The following is a 25,381-nucleotide window of genomic DNA, read 5'->3' on the forward strand; positions in this document are numbered from 1 at the left end:
CCTGGAAAAAAGGGAGGTTGCGCGGGCATCAGATAACGCCTTCTTCAACGGTGTGCGGGGAGGGCAGGCGTTCGAGGGTCTGCGCCACTTCCAGCAGGCTGGCGGCACCGAACAACTGGCCCATGGGCAGTTCCACGCCAAGGCGGCTGCGCAGCATTTCGAGAAAGCGCGTGGCCAGCAGGCTGTCGCCGCCCAGGCGGAAAAAGTTGTCGTGGCGCGATACGCTCGACACCTTGAGCAAGTGCTGCCAGAGCTCGGCGATCACTTGTTCGCCGGCGCTCAGCGGTTGCTCATCCACCGTCGCCCGTGGCTGGGCAGCGGCGGTCAAGGGGGCGAGCAACGCACGGCGGTCGACCTTGCCGTTGCTGCTCAATGGCAGGCGCTCCAGCACCAGGATCTGTTCCGGGCGCATGTACGCCGGCAGGCACTGCTCCAGGTGTTGCGCCAGCACCTCGGCGCAGGTGCTGGCAGTGACGGCGGCCATCAGACGCTTGTCGACGACCAGTGCCACGGCGCTGTTCACGCAGGGGTGGCGAGCCAGGGCGGCTTCGATTTCGCCCAGCTCGATGCGATGGCCACGGACCTTCACCTGGCTGTCGGCGCGCCCGAGAAACTCCAGCAGGCCATCGGGGTGGTAGCGGCCGAGGTCACCGGTGCGATACCAACCGTCGACAAAACGTTCGGCATTCAACTGAGGCGCGTGGCGATAGCCGCGCGCGACGCCGGCGCCGCCGATCCACAATTCCCCTGTGACCCAATCCGGGCAGTCACGGCCCAGGGCGTCGACCACCCGGTAGGCCTGGTTGGCCAACGGCACGCCGTAGGGGATCGAACGCCAGCCCGGCAGTGGCTGTTGCACCTCGAAGTGATTCGACCAGATCGCCGCTTCAGTCGCGCCGCCGAGGGCGATAAAGCGGCAACCAGGGGCCTGGTCTTGCAGGCGTTGCGGCAGGTCGAGGCCGATCCAGTCACCGGACAGCAGCGCGACTTTCAAGGCTAGGGGTTGACGGTCTTGGGCATTGGCTTCCAGCAGCATGTCGAGCAGCGCCGGCACGCTGTTCCACAGGGTCACGCGGTGCTGTTGCAATGCCTTGAGCCAGGCGCGGGCATCGCGGCGCTGGTCTTCGTCGATCAGCACAACGGCGCCGCCCACCGAGAGCAGGCCGAACAGGTCGTACACCGACAGGTCGAAGTCCAGCGCCGACAGAGCCAGGCCCCGGTCGGTGGCGTGGATGTCATAACAACGGTTGATCTCGGCCACGGTATTCATCGCTGCGCGGTGGGTGATTTCGACGCCCTTGGGCTGGCCAGTCGAGCCGGAGGTGTAGATCACATAGGCCAGTTCACCCGCCGCGAGGGGGCGTGGTGCCGCCAGCGGTTCGGCCTTCAGCGCGGTGGACGGCTTGAGGTGTTTGACGCCGGGCAGTTGCGGGTCGTGCTCGGCGAGCATCAGGGTCACGCCGGCCTGTTGCAGGATGCGCTGGCAGCGCTGCAACGGCTGGTCGACACCCACCGGCAGGTACGCGGCACCGGCCGCCAGAATGCCCAACACACTGGCGACCTGCTGTGGCCCCTTGGCCAGGGACACGGCCACCAGGTCACCGGGTGCGACGCCTGCGTCCATCAGGCTGTGGGCGATACGCAGTGCACGGTCGGCCAGTTCGCCGTATTTCAGCGTGCCGTGTTCACCCCATAGCAGTGCCGTGCGTTGCGGAGCATGGCGTGCCTGGTCGAAGAAGCCCTGGTGCAGCGTCGGGTCTCCCGGCACTCGGTCGACCGGAGCGTTGAGCTGGGCACGCCGTTGCGCCTGGGCCTGGGGCAGCAGGTCGGGTGGAGCGCTGTCCCAGGCGTGCTCGGCCAACCAGTTGAGGCTATGCAGGTAAGCGTCGAACATCGCTTCGACCAGGCCTTCGGGAAACAGGCCGACCACACGGTCCCAGTTCAGGGCGATGCCATCGTTGGCTTCGACGACCTGGTGGTCGAGCCACACTTGCGGGGTTTGTGTCAGGCCGAACACCTGGTGGGCAAACGGGCCATCCACCGGCGCCGCCGTACCCTCCGGCACGCCCAGGGCACTGGTGAACACTACTGGCATGTTCACCTGTTGTTCGCCGTTGCCCCGGGCCAGCTGGCGCAGCAGGCTGACCGACCCCAGGCAACGGTGCTCCAGCGCCTCGCCCAGGGATTGCTGGGTGCGTCGTGCGCGGTCGACCCAACGTTCACCCGCCACCGGCACATAACCGAGCAGGGTCAGCGACGTGAAGTCGCCCATGACCTGGTCGATCTGTGGGTGCAGGGGGCGGCGATCGAACAACGTGAGGTTGAGGCTCAGGTCCGGGCGTGCGCTCCAGCGGCCGAGGGTTTCGGCAAAGGCGCAGAGCAGCACCGCCGAGGCGGTGAGCCCATGTAGCTGGGCCTTGGCCAGGATCGCTTGCCAGGCGCTGGCGTCGATCTGCCCCTGCAGCCGTTCAAAGCGCGGCCGGCCCAGGCTGGCCGGGTCGGCGGCCAGCGGCAATTGCGGGTGGGGTGGCAATTCGGGTAGGCGTTCCTGCCAGAAGCGCTGCGCGGCTTGCAGCTCGGCAGGTGCTGCGGCGCACTGCAATTGGTAATCGCGGAACGACAGATCCAACGGTGCCAGCGCTACGTCGGGTTCGCGGTACAGGGTATCGAGCTCGGCGTAGAAACGCAGGATGCTCAGGGCATCGAGGATCAGGTTGTCCAGGCTGATCGCCAGGCGTGTGTGCCGGCCGTGGGTCACCGCTTGCACGTCGAACAGCGGCCATTGGTGTGGGGCGAACACGCGATGGGCACAGTGCTCGCGCAGGTCGTCGAGGCTGGCGTGGCCCTGGCCGATCACGAAGTCGGGGACTTGTTGCAGGATGCGCGCCTGGCCGGTGTGATCGAACACGGCACGCAGCATTTCGTGGCGCTCGATCAAGCGCCGCAAGGCGCGTTGCAGGCGCGGCAGGTCGAGGTCCTCGATGTCGTATTCACGGTAGAAGTGGCAACTTACGCCCCCCAGCACCAGGCTGGGATCGCGGCCCAGCCAGTAGGCCTGTTGCACCTCGGTCATGGGGAAGGGCGCGTGGCGTTGCGCCGGGTCTGCAACAACGGTACGCGCGGGTTCGGCCCGGGCCTGTTGATGCAGGTCGGCACAAAACTGCGCCAGCACGGGCTTGGCAAACACCTGGGCGATACGTGCACCGCCCAACCCGTTTTCGGCGAGCAGCCGCACCAGGCGGGTAGCGCTCAGGGAGTCGCCGCCCAGGGCGAAGAAATTGTGCTCGCGGCACACCTCGCCACAGCCGAGCAACTGCTGCCAGGCGCGGGCCACCTGCTGTTCGATGAGGCCGCAGGGCGGTGTCAGGTTGGCCTGCTGCGCCGGGCTGTGCTGGGCGAGCCAGGCGTGCAACGCCTTGCGGTCGACCTTGCCATTGCTGGTCAAGGGCAACTGCGCGCAGCCGAGAATGAATGACGGAATCATATACGCCGGCAAGCGCTCGGCCAGGCCCGGCAGGTTGACTGGCGCGGGCTGCGCGGGGCCGTGCGCCAGGCGTACCACAGCCGCCAATTGCTGGCCGGCCAGCAGCGCTGTGGCGTGCTCCACGCCTGGGCAGGCCAGCAGTGCCTGTTCGACTTCGCCGGCTTCGATGCGGTAGCCGTGCAGCTTGAGCTGGAAGTCGGTACGCCCGAGGAATTCAACATTGCCGTCGGGGTGGTAGCGCGCACGGTCGCCGGTGCGGTACCAGCGCAGGCCTTGATAGTCGACAAAGCGCTCGGCGCTGCGCACGTGGTCGCCGCGATAGCCCTGCGCAACCCCGGCGCCGCCGATCCACAGCTCACCGGCCGCCCAGTCCGGGCAGTCATGGCCCTGGCAGTCGACGATGCGCAGGCTGACGTTGTCCAGCGGTTTGCCGTAGGGCAGGCAGTGCCAATGCCGCAGTTGGCCGGGGAGGGCTTCGAACAGCGTCGAGTGGATCGCCGCTTCGGTGGCGCCGCCCAAGGCCATGAAGCGACAGCCCGGCGCCTGGGCCCACAATCTTGGTGCCAGGTCCGGGGCGACTTTGTCACCGCCCAGCAACACCGCACGCAGCGGCAGGCGGGCGTCGACCGGTGCGCAACCAAGCAACATGTCCAGCAGCGCCGGCACGCAGTTGAGCACGCTGGCGCGGTGCAGCAAGGCCAGTTCACGCCAGCGCAGGGCATCCCGCTGCGCTTCGGGCTCGATGCCAATCACCGCCGCACCGGTGGACAGCGCGGCAAAGAGATCAAACACCGACAGGTCGAACTCCAGCGCCGAGAGCGCGAGGATGCGGTCATCGGGGTTCAGTTGGAGGCGCCGCTGCAGGTCGTCCACGGTGTTGGCGGCGGCCAGGTGGCTGATTTCCACGCCCTTGGGTTCGCCAGTGGAACCGGAGGTATAGAGGATGTAGGCCAGGTCGCTGACCGCACCGGGCCGGGGCGCGTCCAGCGCGGGGCCCGCAGGTGGCAGGGTCTTGAGCAGCAACCGCGCACCTGAGCTTTTGCAGATTTTCTGGCAACGCGCGTCGGGCTGGTCGATGCCGATGGGCAGGTACGTGGCGCTGCAGGCGAGGATGCCCAGCACCGCGATGACTTGTTCGGGGCCCTTGGGCAGTTGCAGCGCCACCACATCGCCGCGCTGGATGCCTTGGTCTTCCAGGTACGCCGCCAGTTGCAGGGCACGCAAGGCCAGCTCGCCATAGCCGATGACTTGATGGTTGCCATGCAGCAGCGCGGGCAAGGTGGGTGTCAGGCATGCCTGGGCAAAAAACGCTTCATGCAGGCGCTTGACGGGCAGGGCCACACGCCGGCCTTGCACGGCTTGGCGCACTGCCAGTTGTTCGGCAGGGATCAGTGCAGGCGGTGCCTGATGCCAGGCGGCAGGGTCAAAACACAGGTGTTGCAGCAGGTCGGTATAGGCGTTGAACATGCCATCCAGCACACCGTCGGCGAACAGCCCTTCACGCGCATCGAGGTTGACCAGGATGCCGCCGTCCAGCTCGGTGACCTGCGCATCGAGCCACACCTGGGGGCCTTGGGAAATGATCCATGCCGGCTGGCCGAAGCTGGCCTGTACACCCTCGGCGAACAGCTCGCCCAGGCCCAGCGCGCTGGTGTACACCACGGGTGCCAGCACCTGCTCACCGCGTTGGCGGGACAGTTCGCGCAACACCTCCAGGCCGGAAAACACACTGTGCGCGGCATCGTTGTGGAAGCGGCGTTGCAGGGCGCTGGCCCGTGCGGCAAACGTGCCGGCGACCCGGCCATCCCAGGCCAGCAGGATCGACGAAGTGAAATCCCCGACCAGGCGATCGACGTCGGCATGCAGCGGTGTGCGGTTGAACAGCGGCAGGTTGAGCAACAATTCGGGTGTGTCGCACCAGGCGCCGAGCGCTTCACTGAACACCGCCGCCAACGCCATGGCCGGCGTGAGCCCGTGTTCCCGCGCCTGGCGTTCGAATGCCTGGCGTTCTGACGGCGGCAGCCAATGGTGACGACGGCGGACATGGCGGTCATCGCCCTGGGGCTTGATCGGTAGGCTCGGCGCACCTGGCAATTGGTCGAGACGCTGTAACCAGTAGTCGCGCGCCAGTTGGTGGCGATCACGCTGCTCGGCGCCGGCCTGTTCCTGGCGCAGGTCGGCGAGGTAGCGCGCAAAGTTATAGTCCAGCGCGGGCAGGGGGTGCTGGCGGTACAACTGCACCAGGTCGCCGAGCAGGATGCGCAGGCTCAGGGCATCGGCGGCGAGCATGTCGAGGTTCAGGTGCAGGCGGGTGCCGCCGGGCAACAGCGACAGCTGGATGTCCAGCACGTGACCTTGTTCCACGGCCAACTGACGGTGGGACAGATCGGCGCGCAAGGCCGCCAACCGTTGCTGCACCTGTTCGGCGCTGGCCTGGCGCAGGTCATGTACCGTCAGCCCCGGCCACGGGCTGTGCGCGAGGATCTGCTGGCGGCCGTCATCGAGAAACTGCGCACGCAACATCGGGTGCCGCGCGAGCAGGGCACGCACGGCCGCTTCCAACCGCATCGGGTCAACGTCGTGGCCATCGAACTCGTTGTAGAAATGCGCGGCGACGCCACCCAACTGCTGGCCAGGGGCGCGACCGATCCAGTAGGCGTGCTGCATCGGCGCCAGTTCGAATGGCAAGCCGTCATCGGTAAAGGTGCTGACGAGCGCCGGGGCTGCGGGTGCCGTATCAAGCAGGGTCAGCCAGGCACACAGGCGCGGGTCCGCCACCAGGTCGGCGAAACGCGCGGCCAGGCCCTGGCGTCGCCATTGGCCGGCGAGGCGGATCAGGGTGACGGAATCCAGCCCCCATTCGATCAGGTTGGCCTCCAGGGGCACCTGGTCGGCGGGCAGTCCAAGGGCGTCGGACAGGGATTGGCGCAGCAGTGTTGCGGTTGAGGTGCTGGGAGTGGCCATGGCTCAACGTCTTCTCATCGCTAGGGCCCGGACCGGGGTTGGCCCAGGCGCTGGGGGCAGGCAAATGCATGGGAGAAGATGCTAGTCATTCTCATTTTGGCGACTACCCGGATCGAATCGTTTTTGCCCCGTATCCGTTTGCCCAGTGCGGATTGCACGGGCGCAGCCGCGGGGGATGACGCCGTTAGGCCACGCGATGCGGTTGGAAAATGACTTGAATCGGGTAGAGCCTGGTCCACGGCCTTGACTACCGTCGCTCGCCGCCCTCTTGCAGGGCCTCTTCGTGGAGTTGCGGATGTCAGTCGATTCGGGTTTACAAGTGCGCGGCCTGCGCAAGCGCTACACCAATGGCGTCGAAGCGCTGCGCGGCGTGGACCTGAGTGTCGGCCCCGGCATGTATGGCTTGCTCGGCCCCAATGGCGCCGGCAAGAGCAGCCTGATGCGCACCCTGGCGACCTTGCAGCAGCCGGACGCCGGCAGCATTCACCTGGACGGCGTGGATGTACTGCGCGGCCCCGACCATCTGCGCCGTCGCCTGGGTTACCTGCCGCAGCAACTGGGCGCGTACCCGGGCGTGAGTGCCCGGGATTTGCTTGACCGTTTCGCCTGGCTCAAGGGCCGTACCGATAACCGCCAGCGCCGCGAGGAAATCGAGGCCCTGCTGGAAAAGGTCAACCTGCAGCCGGCCGCCCACCGTGCGCTGGCGACCTATTCGGGCGGCATGTTGCGCCGGTTCGGTATCGCCATGGCGCTGGTGGGTTCGCCGCGCTTGCTGATCGTCGACGAACCCACGGCGGGTCTCGACCCGGCTGAACGCAACCGTTTTCATCGGGTGCTGGCGGATGTCGCCGCCGAGTCCATCGTGCTGCTCTCGACCCATATTGTCGAAGACGTCGAGAACCTGTGCAGCCGCCTGGCGGTGCTGGCCGGCGGGCAGATTATTGTCGAAGGTCGCCCGGCCGACTTGCTCGCTGCCGAGCAGGGGCGCTTGTGGGAAGCACCGTTCAGCCGTGGCAAGACGTTGCCCGCGGCTTTGCATGTGGCGGCCAGCCCCGAAGGCAGTCGCGTGATCGTGCACGGTGAGCGGCCGGCAGACCCGCGCTTCATCGCCCATGTACCGCGCCTGGAAGACATCTATTACCTGGCGCTGGCCCAGGCCGGCGAGGCGGTGGACGCATGAATACGTTCGCGTTGCTGCTGCGTGAAGCCTGGGTGGAAGTCCGCGCCGGGCTGCGCAGTGGCATTCCCTTGCTGGTGTTTCTTGGCCTCACCGGCTACCTGCTGATGTCCCTGACGAATGCCGACTATGTCCAGAAAATGGGCGCCAGTGACATTGCCCGCAATGCGCCGAGCCTGATTTACCTGATGTCGTGCGGCTGCATGTTTTTCCTGTTTTTTGCCTGGGCCTGGGTGTTTGCGCAGCCGGCCCTGCGCGACCGCAAGGCGCAGTTGGAAGAGGTGTTGCTGGCCTTGCCGCTGTCGTTGCCGGCCCTGCTGTGGGGGCGATTTATCGGCGCGGCGCTGGTCGCCGGGTTGCTCGCCAGTTCGTTGATTGTCGGCTTCCTGGTCAGCCCGGTATTGGGCTGGCTCGGCTGGGTGCCGGCGGCGAGTATCGGTGCGCCGGTGTGGTCGGCGCTGGGGTTTGCCTGGATTGCCTTGCTGTTGCCGGTGAGCACCGGGATCGGCGCGTTGTATTACCTGCTGGCGCTGCGCAGCCGAGGCCTGGCGGCGCCATTTGGCCTGGCGACGGTATTGATGCTGCTGTGGATGTTTGCGGTGGTGGTGCTCAAGGGCGGGCATATCAGCCCGCTGTTGGCGGCCAGCCTGGACCCGTCGTTGTTTACCTTCGCCCAGGCCCAGGTCGAAACCTGGAGCGCCGCGCAGAAGTCCCAGTCGCTGCTGGCGCTGACACCGGGGTTCTGGCTCAACCGTGCGGTGTGGTGTGTGTTGCCCTTGCTGGTGCTGGCCGTTGTGTTGGCGCGCACCACTCGCCAGGACCTGATGGGCCGGCGCAGCGGCGCGGTGCTGGCGGAACCGCCGATGCTGCGTAGCGGCGACGTGCAATTGCCGGGTCCGTTGGCGGCCAGTCGTTGGGCGCACGCCTTGTGGCACGAAGCGCGCTGGCAGGTGTGCCAGTTGTTTGCGCGGCGGATCTGGTGGGTGGCGCTCGGTTTGCTGCTGGTGATGGGCGTGCTCAGCGGCTTTGTCCACGGCGTGTGGCATGCGCGCGGGCCCATGGTGCCAAGGGCAGACCTGACCCTGCCGCTGTTGTCGAGCGCGTTGTTCCTGGTGATCGCGTTTATCGTCGCGGCGCTGGTGGGCCTGGTGTGCCGTCGCGATGATGTCGAAGGCCTGGGCGCCATGTTGCAGGCCACCCCCGCGCCGACCTGGCTGCGGTTGTTCGGCCGCACGGCCTGTGTGCTGTTGGCCACCTTGACCCTGGCGCTGGTGCCGGGCATTGCCAGCCTGCTGATCAGCGCCATCGCCGCGCCCGACAGCCTGGCGCCAGGCTTTGTGCTGATTTACCAGGCGCTGGTGTTCGCGCCGCCGCTGCTGGAGCTGGCCACGCTGACGGTGCTGGTGCATGCGTTGATACGTCGCTCGGGGCTGGCCTACGCCACGTCGATGCTGCTGACGTTTTTCCTGGTGCTCAACCATGAGCTGGGGCTGGTCAGCTACCCCGCCTATGCGATGGCGATACCGGCCCATGTGGCGTTGTCGCAGCTCGCCGGCTGGGCGCCCTGGTTGCCCTATCTCGGCACCCTGGCGGGCTGGAAGCTCGCGGGTTGCGTGGTCATGGTCGGCGTGGCGGCACTGGTGTTGCCACGCGGTCCCGAGCGACGCCGTTTCGCTGACGTGCGCCAGCCGTTGCCGATTGCCCTGTTGGCCCTGGGCGTCTTGGGTTGGCTGGGCAGTGGCATGGTTTTGCATCGTTACCTGGTGGAACAGGGCGATTATCAATCGGTGGCCGAGGAACGAGCCGAACGCGCCGCCTGGGAACAGCGCTGGCTGGCCGGCGCAACTGCCTGGCAGGTGGCGGGCGGGCGCGTGCAGTTGCGCGTCGATTCAACCGCGCGTCGGGTCGAGGGCCAGTGGACGCTGGACGCGGTGGCTGCCAGCCAACTGGATGCCGAGTTGCCACCAGGCTTGCAGGTGACGGCAGTCAGCGTGATGGGGCAACCGGTCACGTTCGAACAGGCCAACGAGCACCTGCGCGTGCCCCTGGGCCCGTGCGCAGCGAATGCTTGCAGTGTGGCATTGAATTGGATTGTCAGTGCCAACGGCTGGCCGTCGGAAGGCGAAGCGTTCTGGCTGGGGCCGCACGGTGTGTGGCTGCAAGCGCGCCGTGTAATGCCGCGCCTGGGTCTGGACAGCGAGCGACTGTTGCGTGCGCCGGTGCAGCGCAGCGACGCCGGTCTGGCGCCCGAAATGCCCACCTTGCCGACAGGTTCCGCCGTCGCCGTGGACGCTGTCGCGCCGGCGGGAAACTGGCAATGGCACATCGAGATCGATGGACAGGCCTTCAACGGTCACAGCTCGGCGCCGTTGGATTTTGCCTACGGCCTGCCGGCACAGGCGGATGCCAGTCGCCAGCAAACGGCCGTTGAAGTGCGCGAAGACCTGGACCTGATGAGTGCTTGTGTAGCACGCCGCCTGGGCAGTCGCCCGGTGGTGGATGACGTGAGCCAGTGGCCCACCGGCATGGGCGCCAGTCGCTTGAGCCATGGTCACCTGTTGCTCGGCCAATCGCCGGATTGGGACGTGGCCGCGACCGGTGTCGGGCGTTCGGCACGCCGTGCGCATATCGCCGAACTGCTTGCCCGGCGGCTGTTGATTGACGCCAGCGACCTGCGCCAGGCCCCAGGTTACCTGTGGCTGAGCCAGGGCGTGGCGGGGGCGATCGGTTTGCTGTGTGTCGCGGATGTGGACGGCCCTGAGGCTCGCGCGGCGCTGGTGAAACTTATGGTCGATGACCTGACCCGCGCGCTGGGCAATGACGGCGAACCTGTCGGCACCCTGGCCGATGCCCGTGAACACGGCTGGGCCGCCATTTATGCAGCGCTGGCGAGCCTGGCGTGGACCGCCGACCAAACCCCCGGACAACTGACGGTAATGACTGCCGCCATCCGAAACGGCCAGGGATGGCCGGCCGCGATCCAGCCTCTGCTGGGCGCGCCTGATCTGCAAGCGATCGCCGCCGCGCTCACGCGCTGGGGCCCTGCGCCATGAATTCGAACCTTCCCTGCCTGTTGGAGTTTTTCCATGTCATCTGCTCTGTTTATCCAGCCGCTGCGCCGTCCCCTCGGCTGGCGGGCCAACGTCTTGACCCAGGCCATGGCGCTGGGTTTGTCCAGCCAGATGTGCACGGCCTATGCCGCTGACTATCAGCCAGAGGCCCCCGCGGAGGCCATCGAACTGGCACCGTTGACGGTCAGCGCGCGGTTGAGCCAGGAGAGTGCCAAGGACATTCCCTTTGGCCTCTCGGTGATCGATGGCAAAACCCTCGAGACCCGGCGCCTGCGCACCCCGGAGGACGCGCTGCGCACTACGCCGGGCGTGGATGTGAACTCCTGGGGCGGCGCCAATGACGCCAATGTGCGCATTCGTGGCGTCGGGTCGCTGAACCAGATGAGCATGGATGACGGCTCGGTGGTGTTGAATGTGGACGGCGTGCCGATGTCAGTGCGCAATGCGGCGCTGGCCACCCTCGACGTGCAGCAGGTAGAGGTGCTCAAAGGCCCCCAGGGCACGTTGCTGGGGCGCAACAGCGAGGCGGGCGCGATCAACGTGACCACCCGCAAGCCGACGCGCGAGTTGGAGGGTTATGTGCGTGGCGAAGTGGGTAACCAGGGCCAGTTCATGACCGAAGGCGCCGTGGGCGGGCCGTTGACCGACTCGCTGGCGGGTCGCATCGCCGTGCGTCGCAGCGGCTTTGATAACTGGGTCGATGACCAACAGGACGGCGACCCGTTGACCAAACCCCGGGACCTGGCCCTGCGCGGCAGCCTGCTGTGGGACAACGACCAGGGCACCACCGGCTTGCTGACCGCCGAGCGCCAGCGCGCCGAGCACTACGCCGGCCTGGAGCTGTTGCGCCCGTTTGGCAATCGCCCGAGCCTGGACTACACGCCAGGTACCTTCGATGGCAACCAGAAGACCAACGAACGTTACTCCTTCGAACTCAACCATGACCTGGCGCAGTCGCGCATCACCTCGATCAGTGCCTACACCAGCACCGACTTCAATGCGGTCAAGGGCTACGATCGCAACATCACGCGGGCGTTGTACGGCTCTGCGTTCGAATACCTGATCGAAGACTCGGCCCATGAGCGGGTGTGGAGCCAGGACCTGCGCCTGGGATCGCTGGCGGATGCCGATGTGTTTTGGGTGACGGGGCTTAACCTGTCGCGCTCCGAACGCAGTTTCGATTCCAACAACTTCACCAACGGCGCGCAGCAGTTGCGCGACTTCAGCACCAACAGTTACGCGGCCTATGGCGAGGTGACGTACCCGATCGCCGAAGACTGGAAACTCACCACCGGCCTGCGCCACACCTGGGACCGCAAGACCTACGGTGCCGATTATTCCAGTGGTGGCGCGCTGGTCAGCGACAGTCGGCGTTTGCAGGACAACTACAGCACCGGGCGCGTGGCGCTGAGCTATGCACTGACGCCGCAGACCAATGTGTATGCGGTGCTGTCGCGGGGCTACAAGTCGGCGGGGTTCAACGATTACGCCACGTCGATCAAGGACAGCGAACCCTACAAGGCGGCCAAGGTGAATTCCGCCGAGTTGGGCTTCAAGCATGAAAGTGCCGGGGGCGACCTGAGCCTGGAAGGGGCGTTGTTCATCACCCGCGTACAGGACGACCACCTGCTGGGCTACGACTTCAACACCCTGGCGGTCAGCGCGGTGAATGCCGACACCCGCAGCAAGGGCGCCGAGTTGTCGACTACCTGGCATGTCAGCGATGAACTGACCTTGGGCAGTGCCGTGAGCTACACCAATGCGGTGGTCACGTCGGATGCACCGGGCGTGTCCGGCGGTGACGTGGCAGCGGGCAGTCGCGTGCCGGATGTGCCGCTGTGGAGCGGCAATTTCAGCGTTGCCTGGCAGAAGAACCTGGGGGCCTTGCTCGGGTTGCCGGCACCACGCCTGAACACCTTGCTCAATTACCGCGTTCAGAAAAACCGCCCGGCCGACCCGCAGAACCACTACGACCTCAAGGGCTACGCCAAGCTGGACTTGCACCTGGGCCTGGAGAGTGGCGGTTCGGAGGTCTACCTGTGGGGCGACAACCTGCTGGATGCGCGCTACGACCTGTACGGCTCGTACTCCACCGACCAGGTACTGACCGGCATGCCGGGCCGCGGGCGTTCGGCAGGCGTGGGGTATAGCTACCAGTTCTGACCCACATCAACCCACTGCAGGAGCGAGCTTGCTCGCTCCTGCAATTAGGGGTGGGGTCAGAACTGGTAGGTGTAGCCGACGCCCAAGGTACGGCGACGTGCCGGTGCACCGTAGGCCACCGGGTCACTGTAGAAACCGTAGGTGTCGTAGGTCTGGTTCAGCAGGTTGTCGGCGAAGGCATACACTTCGCCGAATTTGCTTTCCAGGCCCGCGCGCAGGTCGAGTTTCTCGTAGTTGTCCAGGTTGAAGTGGTTCTGCGGGTCGGCCGCGCGCTCGCCCACCAGGTGGTAGTTGAGGCTGGTGTTGAGGGTGGTTTCGCCGAGGCTGGCGAAGGTGCCCAGTGGGTGTTTCCAACTGGCATTGAAGTTGCCGCTCCAGCGCGGGACGTCTGGAGTGCGGTTGCCGGCGTCGACGTTGCCGGCCTGGATGCCTTGCACGCCGCTGGTGATCCTGGCGTCGAGGTAGGTGGCGCTGGCGGCCAGGGTCAGGCCGTAGTCGAAGCGCCAGCTGCCTTCCAGTTCGGCGCCACGGGTGCGGGTGTCGGCGTTGAAGGCATTGGTGGCGAAGGTCGCCGCGTCATAGCCCAGCAGGTGATCGTCGTGCACGCGGGTGTAGAACAACGCACCGTTCAAGCTGCCGCGACGGTCTTCGGTTTCACTCTTGAAACCCAGTTCCGCGGCTTTGCTGACAGCGGCCTTGTAGGGTTCGCTATCGGTGACCTGCGAGGCATAGTCATTGAAACCACCGGATTTATAGCCACGCGCCAGTTGCACGTAGACGTTGGTTTGCGGCGTGAGGGCGTAGCTCAGGGCGACGCGGCCGGTACCGTAATCGTCGGTCAGCTTGCGTGAGTCTTGCACCGCACTGCTGCCGGAGAAGTATTGGCCGTCGTAGGTCTTGCGGTCCCAGGAGTGGCGGTAGCCGGTGGTGAGTTTCAGGCGCTCGGTGAGAGGGAAGGTGACTTCGCCGTAGCCGGCGTAAGTGGTGGTGGTGAAATCGCGGTACTTGGCGCCGGAGGTGCCGTAGGTATTGCGCGGTGTGTCGTAGCTGCGCTCGTTGCGGCTGGCGGCGAGGCCCGTAACCCAGAACACCTCGGAGTCGGGCAGCGAACTCAGGTGCAGGTCCTGGCTCCAGCTGCGCTCGAAGGATTTGTCCACCACCCAGAACTCGCTGGGGGTGCCGTACAGGGCGCCCATCAGTTTGCTGTCGTAGGCGATCAGGCCTTCGAAGTCGGCGGTGGAGGTGGCGGTGGTGGACGTCAGGCGGCTGTTGGCGAAGTCGTGATCGACCTTGAGCGTATAGCGCTCGGTGGTCTTGTCGTTGTCGTCGAACAGGCCGGGGGTCAGGTCCAGGCTGGGGTCGCTGCCGTAGGGGCGCAACACCAGCGAGTTGGTGGCGCGCTCGGTTTTCTGGCGTTCGGCGCTGACCAACACATGGGTGTCATCGTTAAGGTCCCAGAGCAGGCTGCCTCGGTAGGCTTCGTTACGCGGCTTGGTGATGGGGTGATTAGTCTGGTCGTTGTCGATCCAGCTGTCGTAGCCGGCACGACGCACCGCCAGGCGACCGCTGAGGCTGTCGCTGATGGGCCCGCCGATGGCGCCTTCGGTGAGGAACTGGCCTTCCTGGCCGACTTCGCCGCGCACATAACCTTCGAGTTCGCGGGTGGGTTGGCGCGTGGTGATATTCACCGCGCCCGCCTGGCCGATCGCACCGGACAGCGTGCCCTGAGGCCCCTTGAGCACTTCGATGCGATCGACGTCGAGGGTGCCGAAACCGAGGCTGCGCGACGACACCGGCACGCCGTCGATATTGAACGCCACCGAGCTGTCATCCATCGACATCTGGTACAGCGAGCCGACGCCGCGGATCAGCACGTTGAAGTCATTCGGCCCCCCGGAGGAGTTGACGCTCACCCCGGAAGTGTTGCGCAGGGCGCTCTCCAGGATGTCGAGGCGCTGGGTGCGCAGTTGCTCGCCGCTGATCACGCTGAGGCTGATGGGCACTTCCTTCGGGTCTTCCTGCTCCATGCGCGCAGTCACCGTCGAGGCCGGCAGTTGCACGGGCTCGCTGGTGGCGGCGGCGAGCGCCGAATTGGCCAGTGTCAAACTCATAGCTATTGTTATAGTATTACGTTTGTAGCAAGATTGGCGGGTAGCCGTCGTGTTGCATCGTGCAGACATGATGGGACCTTGACTGAGGATTCTGATCGGCGCGCGTTGCGGGGTGGCAGCGGCGATTTGGCGGAGCCTTTGAAGCGCGCCAGATGCTAATAATTATCAATTGCACACTTCCACCCCGATGTGATCTGATTCGAGCCGTATCCGGTCAGCCAGGAGATTTACGATGTCAGCCGTTCAAGGAGGCGCAGGGGAGCCGATGCCGGTCTCGCGAATCATTACGGGAGGCTATGGAAGCGACCTCGGGCCGGGGGCGCACTGTCGCGTCACCCGCGTGACACTGCAGGACGGGCTGGACATCGTGCGCTGGCAAAGCACGTTCGAGCAGCCGGTCGAATTGCCCTTGCAGGACGACAGCGAGTGCATCCATTTCAGTTTCACCAACCTGCTCAAGGGCAAGGCCGCGTGCAGCTTTCAGGAAGGGCGTCGGCAACGGCGCTATGCGATTGACGAGGGTGCCGGCAGCATCAGCTTCGGGCGATGCCGCCATGGCCTTTATCACCAGCATGGCGAGATCGATAACATCACCGTGATGATCCGCCCCGCAGTCCTCGCGCAGTGGGAACTCAAACTCGACCCGCTGCTGAACAAGGCGCTGGCCTGTGACCATTGTTTTCTCGATGGTCATCGCAGCGGCGAAATGAGCGCTACCGCGCATATGCTCGGCACCGCGATGGACCAGGGCGCCAGCCTGCCGTCGGCCCAGCCGCGCAGCAGCCTGTGGCTGTACGGGCAAAGCGTCACCCTGGTGAGCCTGTTCCTGGAGGCGCGCCAGGATGCTGAATGCACCTGCCGTGTCAGTCACACCGACCGCCAGCGCCTGGTGCGTGCCCGTGATCGCCTGCTCGAGGACCTTGGCAAGGCGCCGAGCCTGTCGGAGTTGGCGCGTGAGTCCGGGTTGAGCCAGCCCAAGCTGACACGCGGGTTCCGCCAATTGTTCTTCAACAGCGTCTATGGCGTATTCCAGCAGGCGCGGATGATCCAGGCGCGCAGCCGCTTGATGAGCGGTGATGAGTCGGTGATGCGCATCGCCTCGGACCTCGGCTACGCCAATGCCAGTCATTTCGCCACGGCGTTTCGCAAGCAGTTCGGGATCAACCCGTCGACGTTGAAAAATGGCGGAAGAGGCCGGTCACTGGGGACCGGCTGAGTTCATTCGAACATGGCGTTCACCTGTAAACCATGTCTGCGGTTTGTACCGGGGCGAGCCTGCTCGACGCAGTAATGCACTTCCTGCCCTATCAGAACTTGAACCGCCCCACCAACCCCTTGAGCTGACCCGAAATATCCGTCAGCCGGCCTGATCCGGTCTGCGCCGAGTGGGCGAAGCCTTCCACCAGTTGCGCATCGGCATGGATCTGCGCGATGTGCCGGTTGATCTCTTCGGCCACCTGATGCTGTTCTTCGGCGGCGGTGGCGATCTGCGTGTTCTGGTCGCGGATCGAGTCCACCGAGCCGCGGATCTTGTCGAAGCTGTCACGGGCCTGTTGGATGCGTTCCACACTGGTGTGAGACACCAGCAGGCTGCCTTGCATCTGCTGGGTCACTTCCTGGGTGCGGCGGGCAAGGTTGCCGAGCAGGCTGTCGATCTCTCCGGTGGAGTCCGCAGTGCGACGGGCGAGGGCGCGGACTTCGTCGGCGACCACGGCGAAACCGCGGCCCTGGTCCCCGGCGCGTGCGGCTTCGATCGCCGCGTTGAGCGCCAGCAGGTTGGTCTGCTCGGCAATCGAGCGGATGGTGTCGAGGATGGTGTTGATGTTTTTGCTGTCCTGCTCCAGTTGCTGCATGGTCTGGGTGGAGCGTTGCAGGTCTTCGCTGAGCTTGAGCACGCTGCCGGTGGCTTCACCGATGTGCTGCTGGCCGTCGTGCACGTCGCGGTAGCCTTCGTCGGCACTGGTGGCGGCGGCGCTGCAGGAACGGGCGACTTCGTTGGCGGTGGCCACCATTTCGTTGAATGCAGTGCTTACCAGCTCCACGGCTTCGCGTTGGCGGCCGGCGGCCTGGTTCATGTTATGGGCGACTTCGCTGGTGTCGGCGGCGGCGGTCTGCAGGTCGGACGACGCGTTGCCGATGCGCTGCACCAACTGCGCGATCATGCCCAGGAACTGGTTGAACCAGCCCGCCAGGCTGGCGGTTTCATCCTTGCCTTGCACCTTGAGCTGGCGGGTCAGGTCGCCTTCACCTTCGGCGATCTCTTGCAGGCCGTCGGCCACGCCGCGAATCGGGCGCACGATGACGCTGGCAAAGCTGGCGCCGACAACCGCGAACACCAATGCCAGCACCGCAGCAATCGCCGCGATCAGCCAGGTCAGGCGGGTGGCGTCGGCCATTACTTCGTCGCGCTTGATCAGGCCGATAAAGCGCCAGCCCAGGTCCTTGGAGCTGACCACGTTGGCCATGTAGGGCACGCCCTCGATGTCGATCTGGGTCACGCCGTCGCCGCGCTTGGCCAGTTCGGCGTAGTGGGGGCCCAGGTCGGCCAGGGGCTTGAAGTTGTGCTTGGCATCGCTGGGGTCGACCAGCACATTGCCGTTGGCTTCCACCAGCATCAGGTAGCCGCTGTCGCCCAGCTTGATGTTGCGCACCAGTTCGGTGAGTTGCTTGAGCGACACGTCCAGGCCGACCACGCCGAGGATATTGCCGGTGGCGTCGGCGACGGTGTGCACGGTGCCGATCAGCGTCACATCGTCGGGTGCCCAATAGTAGGCACCGGTGCGCACGGTTTTACCCGGCGCGGCGATGGCCGCCTGGTACCAGGGGCGTACGCGTGGGTCGTAGTTGTTCAGTTTGGTGTCGTCGGGCCAACTGGCGTAGCCGCCGTCCTTCAAGCCCAGGGACAGGTAGGCGGTGCTCGGATGGCTCTTGGCGAACTGGTCGAAAATCTCCAGCAGCGCTTTATTGGTCGGGGTGAGGGGGATTTGCGCGGCGTCGGCGCCGGCGTAACTCTTGAGGTCCTTGGCCGCGACAACGCGCGGGTCCTTGGCCACATAGTCGACGTTCTGGCTGATGCCGTCGAAGAACTGCTTCATGCCATTGTCGATCTGACGGATCTCACGGCCGCTGCTGTCGAGGAAGTTGGCCAGGGCCCCCTCGCGCAGATTCAACACGACCAGCACCGCCACCAGGATAACCGGCACACACGCGATGGCCGCAAATGCCCAGGTCAGCTTTTGCTTGATATTCATGACTTCACCTGCGGGTATTTATAATTTTGGCAAGGAGAAAACAGTAGCGTCGAGCGTCGCATGTGTTGTTATGAAGGGGGTGCGGCCCATGCGTACCCCCTGTATATCGACTGCCGGGGCACGCACTTGAGGCCAAAGGGAGGGTTTAACCGATGCGCTCGCCACCCAGGGCATCACGCTGCATTGACTGCAGGTTTTTCTCGATGGTTTCGCAGATGGTTTCCATCTGGATCTGGTGCTCGCTGGAGTTGAACGGGCTTTGCAGGTCGGTGCCGATGCGTTCGATCGCCAGCAGCATGAAGCCCACCACCGTCGAGGCCAGCGGGGTGAACCAACCCAGGGATTCCACCAGGCCTACGGGCACGATCAGGCAGAACAGCGAGATGAACAGGCGCGGGAAATACACGTAGGGGTAGGGCAGCGGGGTGTTGGCGATCCGCTCCATGCCGCCCTGGGCGTTGGACAAGTCCACCAGGGTCGACTCCAGTCGTGCCAGGCGGATGCTGTCCAGGTGACCGGCCTTGTATTCCCTGGCCAACAGCGCCGCCGAGCCGGTGAGGATGTCGTTGGCAAAATTGTTGGTGGCACCGTTGCGCGCGAACTCTTCGGTGGGAATAAACGCACGCACTTCTTCGGGGCACGGCTCGCCCTTGAGGTGGGCGGCCAGGCAGTTCACGTAAGCCACATGGCGGCGCAGCAGCGTGGCCTTTACCGGGTTCACTTCGCCGTCGGGATCGTCCAGCAGGGTCAGTACCTGGCGGGCAAGGCTGCGCGAGTTGTTGACCATCGCGCCCCACAGCGTGCGGGCTTCCCACCAACGGTTATAGGCGCTGCTGTTACGGAAACTGATCAGCACCACCAGCGCCGAACCCAGCAGCGTGAGCGGCATCAGCGGCAAATTGATCTTCGCAGTGAGGAACAGCATGAAGTCCACGGTGACGGCGACGTCCCACAGCAACAGCCAGAACAAGGCCCAGCCCACGTAGCCCATGGTCTTGATGATCAGGCGGTACTTTTTGATGATGGCGGCTTTCAAACGAGAACCTCGCGGCGAGCGGTAAGCAACAGTGCCCTAGCTCGGACGCCGGTTTGAGGGGAAAGGTTCGGTGGCTGCCTGAAACGTTTAAGTTGCGCGCGCTTTGGTTGCGGTGGACGGAGGGCGTCGTGCTAGGCTCTTTGGTCACAACCCTGCAGCCCGGGAAAACGAATGAAGGTTGGCGTTATTTCCGACACCCATGGCCTGCTGCGCCCTGAAGCGGTCGCGGCTTTGCAGGGGTGTGAGCAGATCATCCATGCCGGCGATATCGGCAGCCCTGAGATTATCGAGCAACTGGCACGCATCGCGCCCCTGCAGGTGGTGCGCGGCAATAATGACCAGGACGCGGCATGGGCGGCACAGCTGCCTGATCATCTGAACATCGACGTGAATGGCTGGCAGGCGTTGCTGGTGCATGACATCGCCGACGTCCCCGCATTGCGCGATGCAAACACGCGGCTGGTGATCACTGGCCATTCGCACAAGCCGCTGATCGAGTGGCGTGGCGCAACGCTGTACGTAAACCCCGGCAGTGCGGGGCGACGGCGCTTCAAGTTGCCGGTGACGTTGGCGGTGCTGGAGGTGTTGGAGGCGTCCATCGAACCACGCCTGATCGCGTTGCTGGACTGATCCGGGTGTTACCGCTGCGCCAGAATGCAGTGCAGCAACCCTGGGAACCGTTGCTCAAGCACATCGGCGCGCAACGAATTCAGATGGGTGGTCCCTACGCTGCGGGTGTGCACCAGCCCGGCATCGCGCAGCACGCGAAAGTGATGGGACATACTCGACTTGGGCCGCCCGCCATCCAGTTCGCCACAGGTGGCCTCGGGCACGTCGGCCAGGCAGCGCACGATTTCCAGGCGCACCGGATCACTCAGCGCGTACAGCAGGCGCTCGAGGGTCAGGTCTTCAAGAGGGGGATGTTTAAAGGCTCGCATGAAACGAATCATAACAGGGGGCTATCGTTGAATACCATAGTTCGATTACCATCGAACTATCGAATCACTCACTCGCTCCCGGAGTTCTCAATGTCCGCTTTGTTCGAACCGTTCAAACTTAAAGACGTCACCCTGCGCAATCGCATCGCCATCCCGCCGATGTGCCAGTACATGGCCGATGACGGCATCGTCAACGACTGGCACCACGTGCACCTGGCCAGCATGGCCCGTGGCGGTGCCGGTCTGGTGGTGGTCGAGGCCACTGCCGTCGCGCCGGAAGGCCGTATCACCCCAGGTTGCGCCGGTCTCTGGAGCGATGCCCACGCCGAAGCGTTCGCGCCGATGGTCAAGGCCATCAAGGCCGCTGGTTCGGTGCCGGGCATCCAGATCGGCCACGCCGGTCGCAAGGCCAGCGCCAACCGTCCGTGGGAAGGTGACGACCATATCGCCGCGTCCGATGCCCGCAGCTGGGAAACCATCGCGCCTTCGGCCATCGCCTTCGGTGCCAACTTGCCGCAGGTGCCGCGCGCCATGACCCTGGACGACATTGCTCGCGTGCGCCAGGACTTCGTCGACGCCGCCCGCCGTGCCCGCGACATCGGTTTCGAGTGGATCGAACTGCACTTCGCCCACGGTTACCTGGGCCAGAGCTTCTTCTCCGAGCACGCTAACCAACGCACTGACGCCTACGGCGGCAGCTTCGACAACCGCAGCCGTTTCCTGCTGGAAACCCTGGCCGCCGTACGTGAAGTCTGGCCGGAAAACCTGCCACTCACCGCACGTTTCGGCGTGATCGAATACGACGGTCGCGACGAGCAGACCCTCACCGAATCCATCGAGCTGGCCCGTCGTTTCAAGGCCGGTGGCCTGGACCTGCTGAGCGTCAGCGTCGGCTTCACCATCCCTGACACCAATATCCCGTGGGGCCCGGCATTCATGGGGCCGATCGCCGAACGCGTGCGTCGCGAAGCGGGCATTCCGGTGACTTCGGCGTGGGGCTTCGGTACGCCGCAACTGGCAGAAGGCGCGTTGCAGGCCGGGCACCTGGACCTGGTTTCGGTGGGCCGTGCACACCTGGCAGATCCGCATTGGGCGTACTTTGCGGCCAAGGAACTGGGCGTCGACAAATCGTCCTGGACCTTGCCGGCACCTTACGCGCATTGGCTGGAACGCTATCGCTGAGGCAGACGTTCGACGGGCTCAATCACCTTGGGCCCATCGTCAGGATCCCAGTGCCTACTCAATCGGGTAACGTTTGAACGCCGGGTGCTGTTCCAGGCGTTCGGCGTGACGCTTCAGGTTGGGAAACGCATCCGCCTTGACCACCGCGCCTACGGTGAACTGGCTGAACGACCAGGCCACCGCCGCGGTAATCGACGCCTGGGTCAGTGCCTCGCTGTCCGTCAGTTGCGTATCCAGCAGTGAATAGGCGGCCAGCAATTGGCCGCTGACGCGGTCGAGCCAGGGCGCATGCAGTTTTTCGGCGGGGCGCAGGTTGTGTTCATAGACGATCTGCACGCTTTTCTCACAGGCCGCCAGGGCCAGGCCAAGTACATGCAGGTCCTGGGCGCGGGCGGCGGCTTGCTGCGGGAGCAGCTTCTTGTGGTCCGGGGCCAGGGTTTCCAGGTAGTCGAGGATCAGGCTGGAGTCCATCAGCACGGTGCCATCGTCCAGCACCAGGGTCGGGGCCTTGACCACCGGGTTGATCTCGGCGAATTCGTTGAAGGTGCGAAACACCGACAGCGGTTCATGCACAAAATCCACTCCGTACAGGTCCAGGGAAATCGCCACGCGGCGTACGTAGGGCGAGTCCAGCATGCCGATCAGTTTCATGAAGCCTCCATTGCTCTCAAGGTGATGGCTCAAGAGAGTAAGGGCGCAGGATCCGCCTGCGCAATGGCCTGACGTTGGTTCATGCCGGGCTTCGGTTGCCATGCCGGCTGGCGCCCGGTGGCTGGCCGGTGATGCGCTTGAATGCACGGCTGAACGCCGCTTGGGAGGTGTAGCCCAGGCGCAGCGCCACGTCTTCGATGGGCAAGCGCTCCAGGGTCAGCCATTGGCTGGCCAGGCGCATGCGCAGTTCCGTCACGTAGCGCAGGGGCGGGATACCCAGGGTGGCCTGGAAGCGCTCGGCGAACACCGAACGGGAGGTATGACACTGCGCGGCCAGTTCGGCCACGCTCCAATCGCGGCCTGGCTGCTGGTGCAGGGCCAGCAGGGCGCCTGCCAGTCTCGCATCGCGTAACGCCGCCACCAGTCCCGAGGCATTGCCGCAGGCGCATTCCACCCAACCACGCACGATCATGGCCGCCACCACATCGGCCAGGCGCGCGAGGATACCGGAGTAGCCGACGCGAGCCGTGGAGACTTCGCGCTCCATCACCGCCAGGATCGGCATCAGGCCGGGGTAACGCTGGCCCTGGGCATCGATCAGCATCAAGGCCGGCATCAGGCTGCCGAGCCCCTGGATACTGCCAAGTTCGAACTCCATGCAGGCGCTGAACAGCAAGGTACTGGGCAGCGTGTCGGGCGATGCATCCACGGCGCAGACGGTATCGCCCAGCGGGGTCGCATCAAAGCCGTTGATGTCCTGCACGCGCCGGTCCGCAGTGGATGACAGCGCATGGGCACCGCCATGGGAGATGAATACAGCATTGCCCGCCGACAATTCGAACAGGCTGTCGTCATCGGTACGCAGGGTGGCCGTGCCTGCTGCAAGGAAGTGGAAGTAGGCGTGCCCCGGTTTCGCCTCAAAGCCCATGCCGAAGCTCGGCCCGGCCTGGATGCGCCGGTACTGCACCCCGCGCAGGCGCATGCTGCGCAGCAGTTCGTCGATAAGGTCGGAGGACAGAGTGAACGGGGCCGCTGCAGTCATGTTCGGGGTTTTGGTCAAAAACTCAAGGGTTTGTATCATAGATCATCCGAATAGACGAACCTAGACTGGCCGTCGCGCTAATTTCCCGAGGATGTCGTGTGATGAATGATTGTGTAGCTCAAGCCTCTTTCCGCTCGGAGGCGGAGCCCGCTACTGCGGCCTGGATGGCGGTGTTTTCCCTGGCCATGGGCGTGTTCGGGTTGTTGACGGCGGAATACCTGCCGGCCAGCCTGCTGACGCCGATGGCGATGGACCTTGGGGTGTCCGAGGCCTTGGCCGGCCAGGCCGTGACCGTGACGGCGGTGGTGGCGCTGTTTGCCGGGTTGCTGGTGCCGGGCCTGACACGTGGGATCGACCGGCGTGTGGTGCTGCTGGGGTTTTCCCTGCTGATGATTGCGTCCAACCTGTTGGTGGCGTTCTCTACCAGCCTGGCGGTGCTGTTGTTGATGCGCATCCTGCTGGGCGCCGCCCTGGGTGGTTTCTGGAGCATGGCGGCGGCGGTAGCGATGCGTTTGGTGCCGGCGGCGCTGCTGCCCCGGGCGCTGTCGATCATCTTCAGTGGCATTGCGGTGGGCACGGTGGTTGCCGTACCGCTGGGCAGCTACCTCGGCGGCCTGTATGGCTGGCGCAGTGCATTTGTTGCCGCGGCTGCAGTCGGCGTGGTGACGCTGGTGTTCCAGTTGTTCACACTGCCGCGCCTGGCCCCCACGGGCACCGCACGCCTGCGCACGGTACTGGATGTGCTGCTGCGTCCGGGCATCGCCATCGGCATGTTTGGCTGCGTGCTGGTGCACACCGGGCACTTCGCGCTGTTCACCTACATCCGGCCATTCCTGGAAAGCACCACGGGGGTGGGGCCCGAAGGCTTGGCCCTGATGCTGCTGGGCTTCGGCGCGGCCAACTTCGTCGGCACGCTGCTGGCCGGCTGGATGCTGGTGCGTTATCCACTCGGCACGTTGGTGCTGATGCCGGTATGCGTAGGCCTCGCGGCGCTTGCCCTGGTGCTGCTGCCGGCCTCCCTGCCAGGCCAGGCGTTGCTGCTGGCGCTGTGGGGCATGGCCTTTGGCGGAGTGCCCGTGGCGTGGTCGAACTGGGTGGCCAGGGCCGTGCCGGATCAAGCTGAAAGTGCGGGCGGCATGGTCGTGGCCTCGGTGCAGTCGGCCATCGCGGCAGGGGCCGCCGGTGGGGGCGCGATGTTCAGTCTCAGTGGCATCGGCGGGGTGTTTCTCGGCGCCGGTGTACTGATGTTGTTGGCCGCCTTGTTGATTGCGCTGCGGGTAAGCGTGCCGCGCAGTGGTGCCGTGGGCGTGCCGTTGCATCTTTGAAGCGGCCGTGCAGAGTGGCGGGCATTCACTGTGTGACGCGCCATCGATCTTTGGTTTAGTCTGGAGCGCTTCGCTGATCGCAAGCACGTCTGGAGCAGTAAGCATGACCGATTACGTACCCCCGAAAGTGTGGACCTGGGACACCGAGAGTGGCGGCACCTTCGCCAGCATCAACCGACCGATTGCCGGCGCTACCCATGACAAGGAACTGCCGGTAGGCAAGCACCCCCTGCAGCTGTATTCCCTGGCCACGCCTAACGGTCAGAAGGTCACGATCCTGTTGGAGGAACTGCTGGCGCTGGGTCACAGCGGTGCGGAATACGACGCCTGGCTGATCAAGATCGGTGACGGCGACCAGTTCGGCAGCGGCTTTGTCGGGGTGAACCCTAACTCCAAGATCCCGGCGCTGCTGGACCGCAGCGGCACCACGCCGATTCGGGTGTTCGAGTCGGGAGCGATCCTGCAATACCTGGCCGAGAAATTTGGCGCGTTCTTCCCGACCGAACCTGCGGCCCGCGCGGAGTGCCTGTCGTGGTTGTTCTGGCAGATGGGCAGCGCGCCGTACCTGGGCGGTGGCTTCGGGCATTTCTACGCGTACGCACCGAGCAAGATGGAATACGCGATCAACCGCTTTGCCATGGAGACCAAGCGCCAACTCGACGTGCTCGACCAGCGCCTGGCGGTGAGCGAATACATTGCGGGTGATGAATACACCATCGCCGATATCGCCATCTGGCCCTGGTATGGTGGCTTGGTCAAAGGCCGCTTGTATGGCGCGGCGGAGTTCCTGTCGGTGCATGAATACAAGCACGTATTGCGCTGGGCGGATGCGATTGAAGCACGGCCGGCGGTGCAGCGGGGGCGGCGGGTGAACCGGGTGTTCGGAGAGCTGCATGAGCAGTTGGCCGAGCGCCATAGCGCCAGCGACCTGGATTAAACCCTGTAGCCGGCAAGCCAGCTCCCACAGGGAGCTTCATGCGCTCGAT

General features: G+C 65.0%; 14 protein-coding genes and 2 pseudogenes. 8 read left to right on the plus strand and 8 right to left on the minus strand.

Annotated elements, in window-relative coordinates; translation table 11 throughout:
- Nucleotides 1-28: 28 nt before the first annotated feature.
- Entirely contained in the window at nt 29-6,448 is a 6,420-nt protein-coding gene (locus BM70_RS0102835; protein ID WP_025854596.1) for a non-ribosomal peptide synthetase, read from the minus strand.
- 295 nt (nt 6,449-6,743) lie between these two features.
- On the opposite strand from BM70_RS0102835, the gene BM70_RS0102840 reads away from it, so the two are divergent.
- From BM70_RS0102840 to BM70_RS0102850, 3 genes are read left to right on the plus strand one after another with little or no spacing between them, the layout of a single operon-like run.
- Complete coding sequence (locus BM70_RS0102840; RefSeq protein ID WP_025854597.1) at nt 6,744-7,628, plus strand: ABC transporter ATP-binding protein; 885 nt, start codon at nt 6,744-6,746, stop codon at nt 7,626-7,628.
- On the plus strand, nt 7,625-10,678 hold the full coding sequence (locus tag BM70_RS0102845; protein ID WP_025854598.1) for a membrane protein: 3,054 nt from the start codon (nt 7,625-7,627) through the stop codon (nt 10,676-10,678). Before BM70_RS0102840 ends, BM70_RS0102845 begins: the two co-directional genes overlap by 4 nt.
- Nucleotides 10,679-10,711: 33 nt before the next feature.
- Nucleotides 10,712-12,859 carry a TonB-dependent receptor gene (locus BM70_RS0102850; RefSeq protein ID WP_025854599.1) on the plus strand — a complete coding sequence of 716 codons (2,148 nt, stop codon included), beginning with the start codon at nt 10,712-10,714 and terminating at the stop codon, nt 12,857-12,859.
- Between the two features lie 56 nt (nt 12,860-12,915).
- Here the strand turns inward: BM70_RS0102850 and BM70_RS0102855 are convergent, their stop codons facing one another.
- Nucleotides 12,916-14,970: a TonB-dependent receptor gene (locus BM70_RS0102855; protein ID WP_081782023.1), complete on the minus strand. Its 2,055-nt coding sequence runs from the start codon at nt 14,968-14,970 to the stop codon at nt 12,916-12,918.
- 232 nt (nt 14,971-15,202) lie between these two features.
- Here BM70_RS0102855 and BM70_RS0102860 point away from each other — a divergent pair, with 232 nt between their 5' ends.
- Nucleotides 15,203-16,186: an AraC family transcriptional regulator gene (locus BM70_RS0102860; protein WP_025854601.1), complete on the plus strand. Its 984-nt coding sequence runs from the start codon at nt 15,203-15,205 to the stop codon at nt 16,184-16,186.
- Nucleotides 16,187-16,277: 91 nt separating this feature from the next.
- Here BM70_RS0102860 and BM70_RS33860 read toward each other — a convergent pair.
- The 3 genes and pseudogenes from BM70_RS33860 to BM70_RS0102870 form a co-directional block, all read right to left on the minus strand.
- A pseudogene (locus BM70_RS33860) lies at nt 16,278-16,820 on the minus strand (methyl-accepting chemotaxis protein); the annotation flags it as partial.
- A 318-nt stretch (nt 16,821-17,138) separates the two neighbouring features.
- Nucleotides 17,139-18,221 (minus strand): annotated as a pseudogene (locus BM70_RS33865) (cache domain-containing protein); the annotation flags it as partial.
- A 145-nt stretch (nt 18,222-18,366) separates the two neighbouring features.
- Nucleotides 18,367-19,257, minus strand: a complete 891-nt coding sequence (locus BM70_RS0102870; protein WP_025854603.1) for a bestrophin family protein — start codon at nt 19,255-19,257, stop codon at nt 18,367-18,369.
- A gap of 171 nt (nt 19,258-19,428) precedes the next feature.
- Between BM70_RS0102870 and BM70_RS0102875 the strand changes: the two genes are divergently transcribed.
- Complete coding sequence (locus BM70_RS0102875) at nt 19,429-19,887, plus strand: metallophosphoesterase family protein (RefSeq protein ID WP_025854604.1); 459 nt, start codon at nt 19,429-19,431, stop codon at nt 19,885-19,887.
- Between the two features lie 8 nt (nt 19,888-19,895).
- On the opposite strand, the gene BM70_RS0102880 is transcribed toward BM70_RS0102875, so the two are convergent.
- Entirely contained in the window at nt 19,896-20,195 is a 300-nt protein-coding gene (locus BM70_RS0102880; RefSeq protein ID WP_025854605.1) for a helix-turn-helix transcriptional regulator, read from the minus strand.
- Nucleotides 20,196-20,285: 90 nt separating this feature from the next.
- Here BM70_RS0102880 and BM70_RS0102885 point away from each other — a divergent pair, with 90 nt between their 5' ends.
- A complete protein-coding gene (locus BM70_RS0102885) occupies nt 20,286-21,377 on the plus strand; it encodes an NADH:flavin oxidoreductase/NADH oxidase (RefSeq protein ID WP_025854606.1) in 1,092 nt (363 codons plus the stop codon).
- Nucleotides 21,378-21,431: 54 nt separating this feature from the next.
- Here BM70_RS0102885 and BM70_RS0102890 read toward each other — a convergent pair whose 3' ends face one another.
- Together BM70_RS0102890 and BM70_RS0102895 are read right to left on the minus strand one after the other, a co-directional pair.
- Nucleotides 21,432-22,028 (minus strand): glutathione S-transferase family protein, encoded by a 597-nt coding sequence (locus BM70_RS0102890; RefSeq protein WP_025854607.1) that lies wholly within the window; start codon nt 22,026-22,028, stop codon nt 21,432-21,434.
- 79 nt (nt 22,029-22,107) lie between these two features.
- Nucleotides 22,108-23,070 (minus strand): AraC family transcriptional regulator, encoded by a 963-nt coding sequence (locus tag BM70_RS0102895; RefSeq protein ID WP_025854608.1) that lies wholly within the window; start codon nt 23,068-23,070, stop codon nt 22,108-22,110.
- Between the two features lie 101 nt (nt 23,071-23,171).
- Here BM70_RS0102895 and BM70_RS0102900 point away from each other — a divergent pair, with 101 nt between their 5' ends.
- Together BM70_RS0102900 and yghU are read left to right on the plus strand one after the other, a co-directional pair.
- Nucleotides 23,172-24,395, plus strand: a complete 1,224-nt coding sequence (locus BM70_RS0102900; RefSeq protein ID WP_025854609.1) for an MFS transporter — start codon at nt 23,172-23,174, stop codon at nt 24,393-24,395.
- A 103-nt stretch (nt 24,396-24,498) separates the two neighbouring features.
- Nucleotides 24,499-25,332: a glutathione-dependent disulfide-bond oxidoreductase gene (gene yghU, locus BM70_RS0102905; protein WP_025854610.1), complete on the plus strand. Its 834-nt coding sequence runs from the start codon at nt 24,499-24,501 to the stop codon at nt 25,330-25,332.
- The last annotated feature ends 49 nt before the right edge of the window (nt 25,333-25,381 follow it).

It is taken from the genome of Pseudomonas sp. CHM02, from assembly GCF_000612585.1.
Classification (GTDB): Bacteria; Pseudomonadota; Gammaproteobacteria; order Pseudomonadales; family Pseudomonadaceae; genus Aquipseudomonas.

What these genes read in the sequence shown, in the direction of transcription:
- BM70_RS0102835 (WP_025854596.1), bottom strand. Translation starts at nt 6,448, where the DNA reads ATGGCCACTCCCAGCACCTCAACCGCAACACTGCTGCGCCAATCCCTG.
- BM70_RS0102840 (WP_025854597.1), top strand. Translation starts at nt 6,744, where the DNA reads ATGTCAGTCGATTCGGGTTTACAAGTGCGCGGCCTGCGCAAGCGCTAC.
- BM70_RS0102845 (WP_025854598.1), top strand. Translation starts at nt 7,625, where the DNA reads ATGAATACGTTCGCGTTGCTGCTGCGTGAAGCCTGGGTGGAAGTCCGC.
- BM70_RS0102850 (WP_025854599.1), top strand. Translation starts at nt 10,712, where the DNA reads ATGTCATCTGCTCTGTTTATCCAGCCGCTGCGCCGTCCCCTCGGCTGG.
- BM70_RS0102855 (WP_081782023.1), bottom strand. Translation starts at nt 14,970, where the DNA reads ATGAGTTTGACACTGGCCAATTCGGCGCTCGCCGCCGCCACCAGCGAG.
- BM70_RS0102860 (WP_025854601.1), top strand. Translation starts at nt 15,203, where the DNA reads ATGTCAGCCGTTCAAGGAGGCGCAGGGGAGCCGATGCCGGTCTCGCGA.
- BM70_RS0102875 (WP_025854604.1), top strand. Translation starts at nt 19,429, where the DNA reads ATGAAGGTTGGCGTTATTTCCGACACCCATGGCCTGCTGCGCCCTGAA.
- BM70_RS0102880 (WP_025854605.1), bottom strand. Translation starts at nt 20,195, where the DNA reads ATGCGAGCCTTTAAACATCCCCCTCTTGAAGACCTGACCCTCGAGCGC.
- BM70_RS0102885 (WP_025854606.1), top strand. Translation starts at nt 20,286, where the DNA reads ATGTCCGCTTTGTTCGAACCGTTCAAACTTAAAGACGTCACCCTGCGC.
- BM70_RS0102890 (WP_025854607.1), bottom strand. Translation starts at nt 22,028, where the DNA reads ATGAAACTGATCGGCATGCTGGACTCGCCCTACGTACGCCGCGTGGCG.
- BM70_RS0102895 (WP_025854608.1), bottom strand. Translation starts at nt 23,070, where the DNA reads ATGACTGCAGCGGCCCCGTTCACTCTGTCCTCCGACCTTATCGACGAA.
- BM70_RS0102900 (WP_025854609.1), top strand. Translation starts at nt 23,172, where the DNA reads ATGAATGATTGTGTAGCTCAAGCCTCTTTCCGCTCGGAGGCGGAGCCC.
- yghU (WP_025854610.1), top strand. Translation starts at nt 24,499, where the DNA reads ATGACCGATTACGTACCCCCGAAAGTGTGGACCTGGGACACCGAGAGT.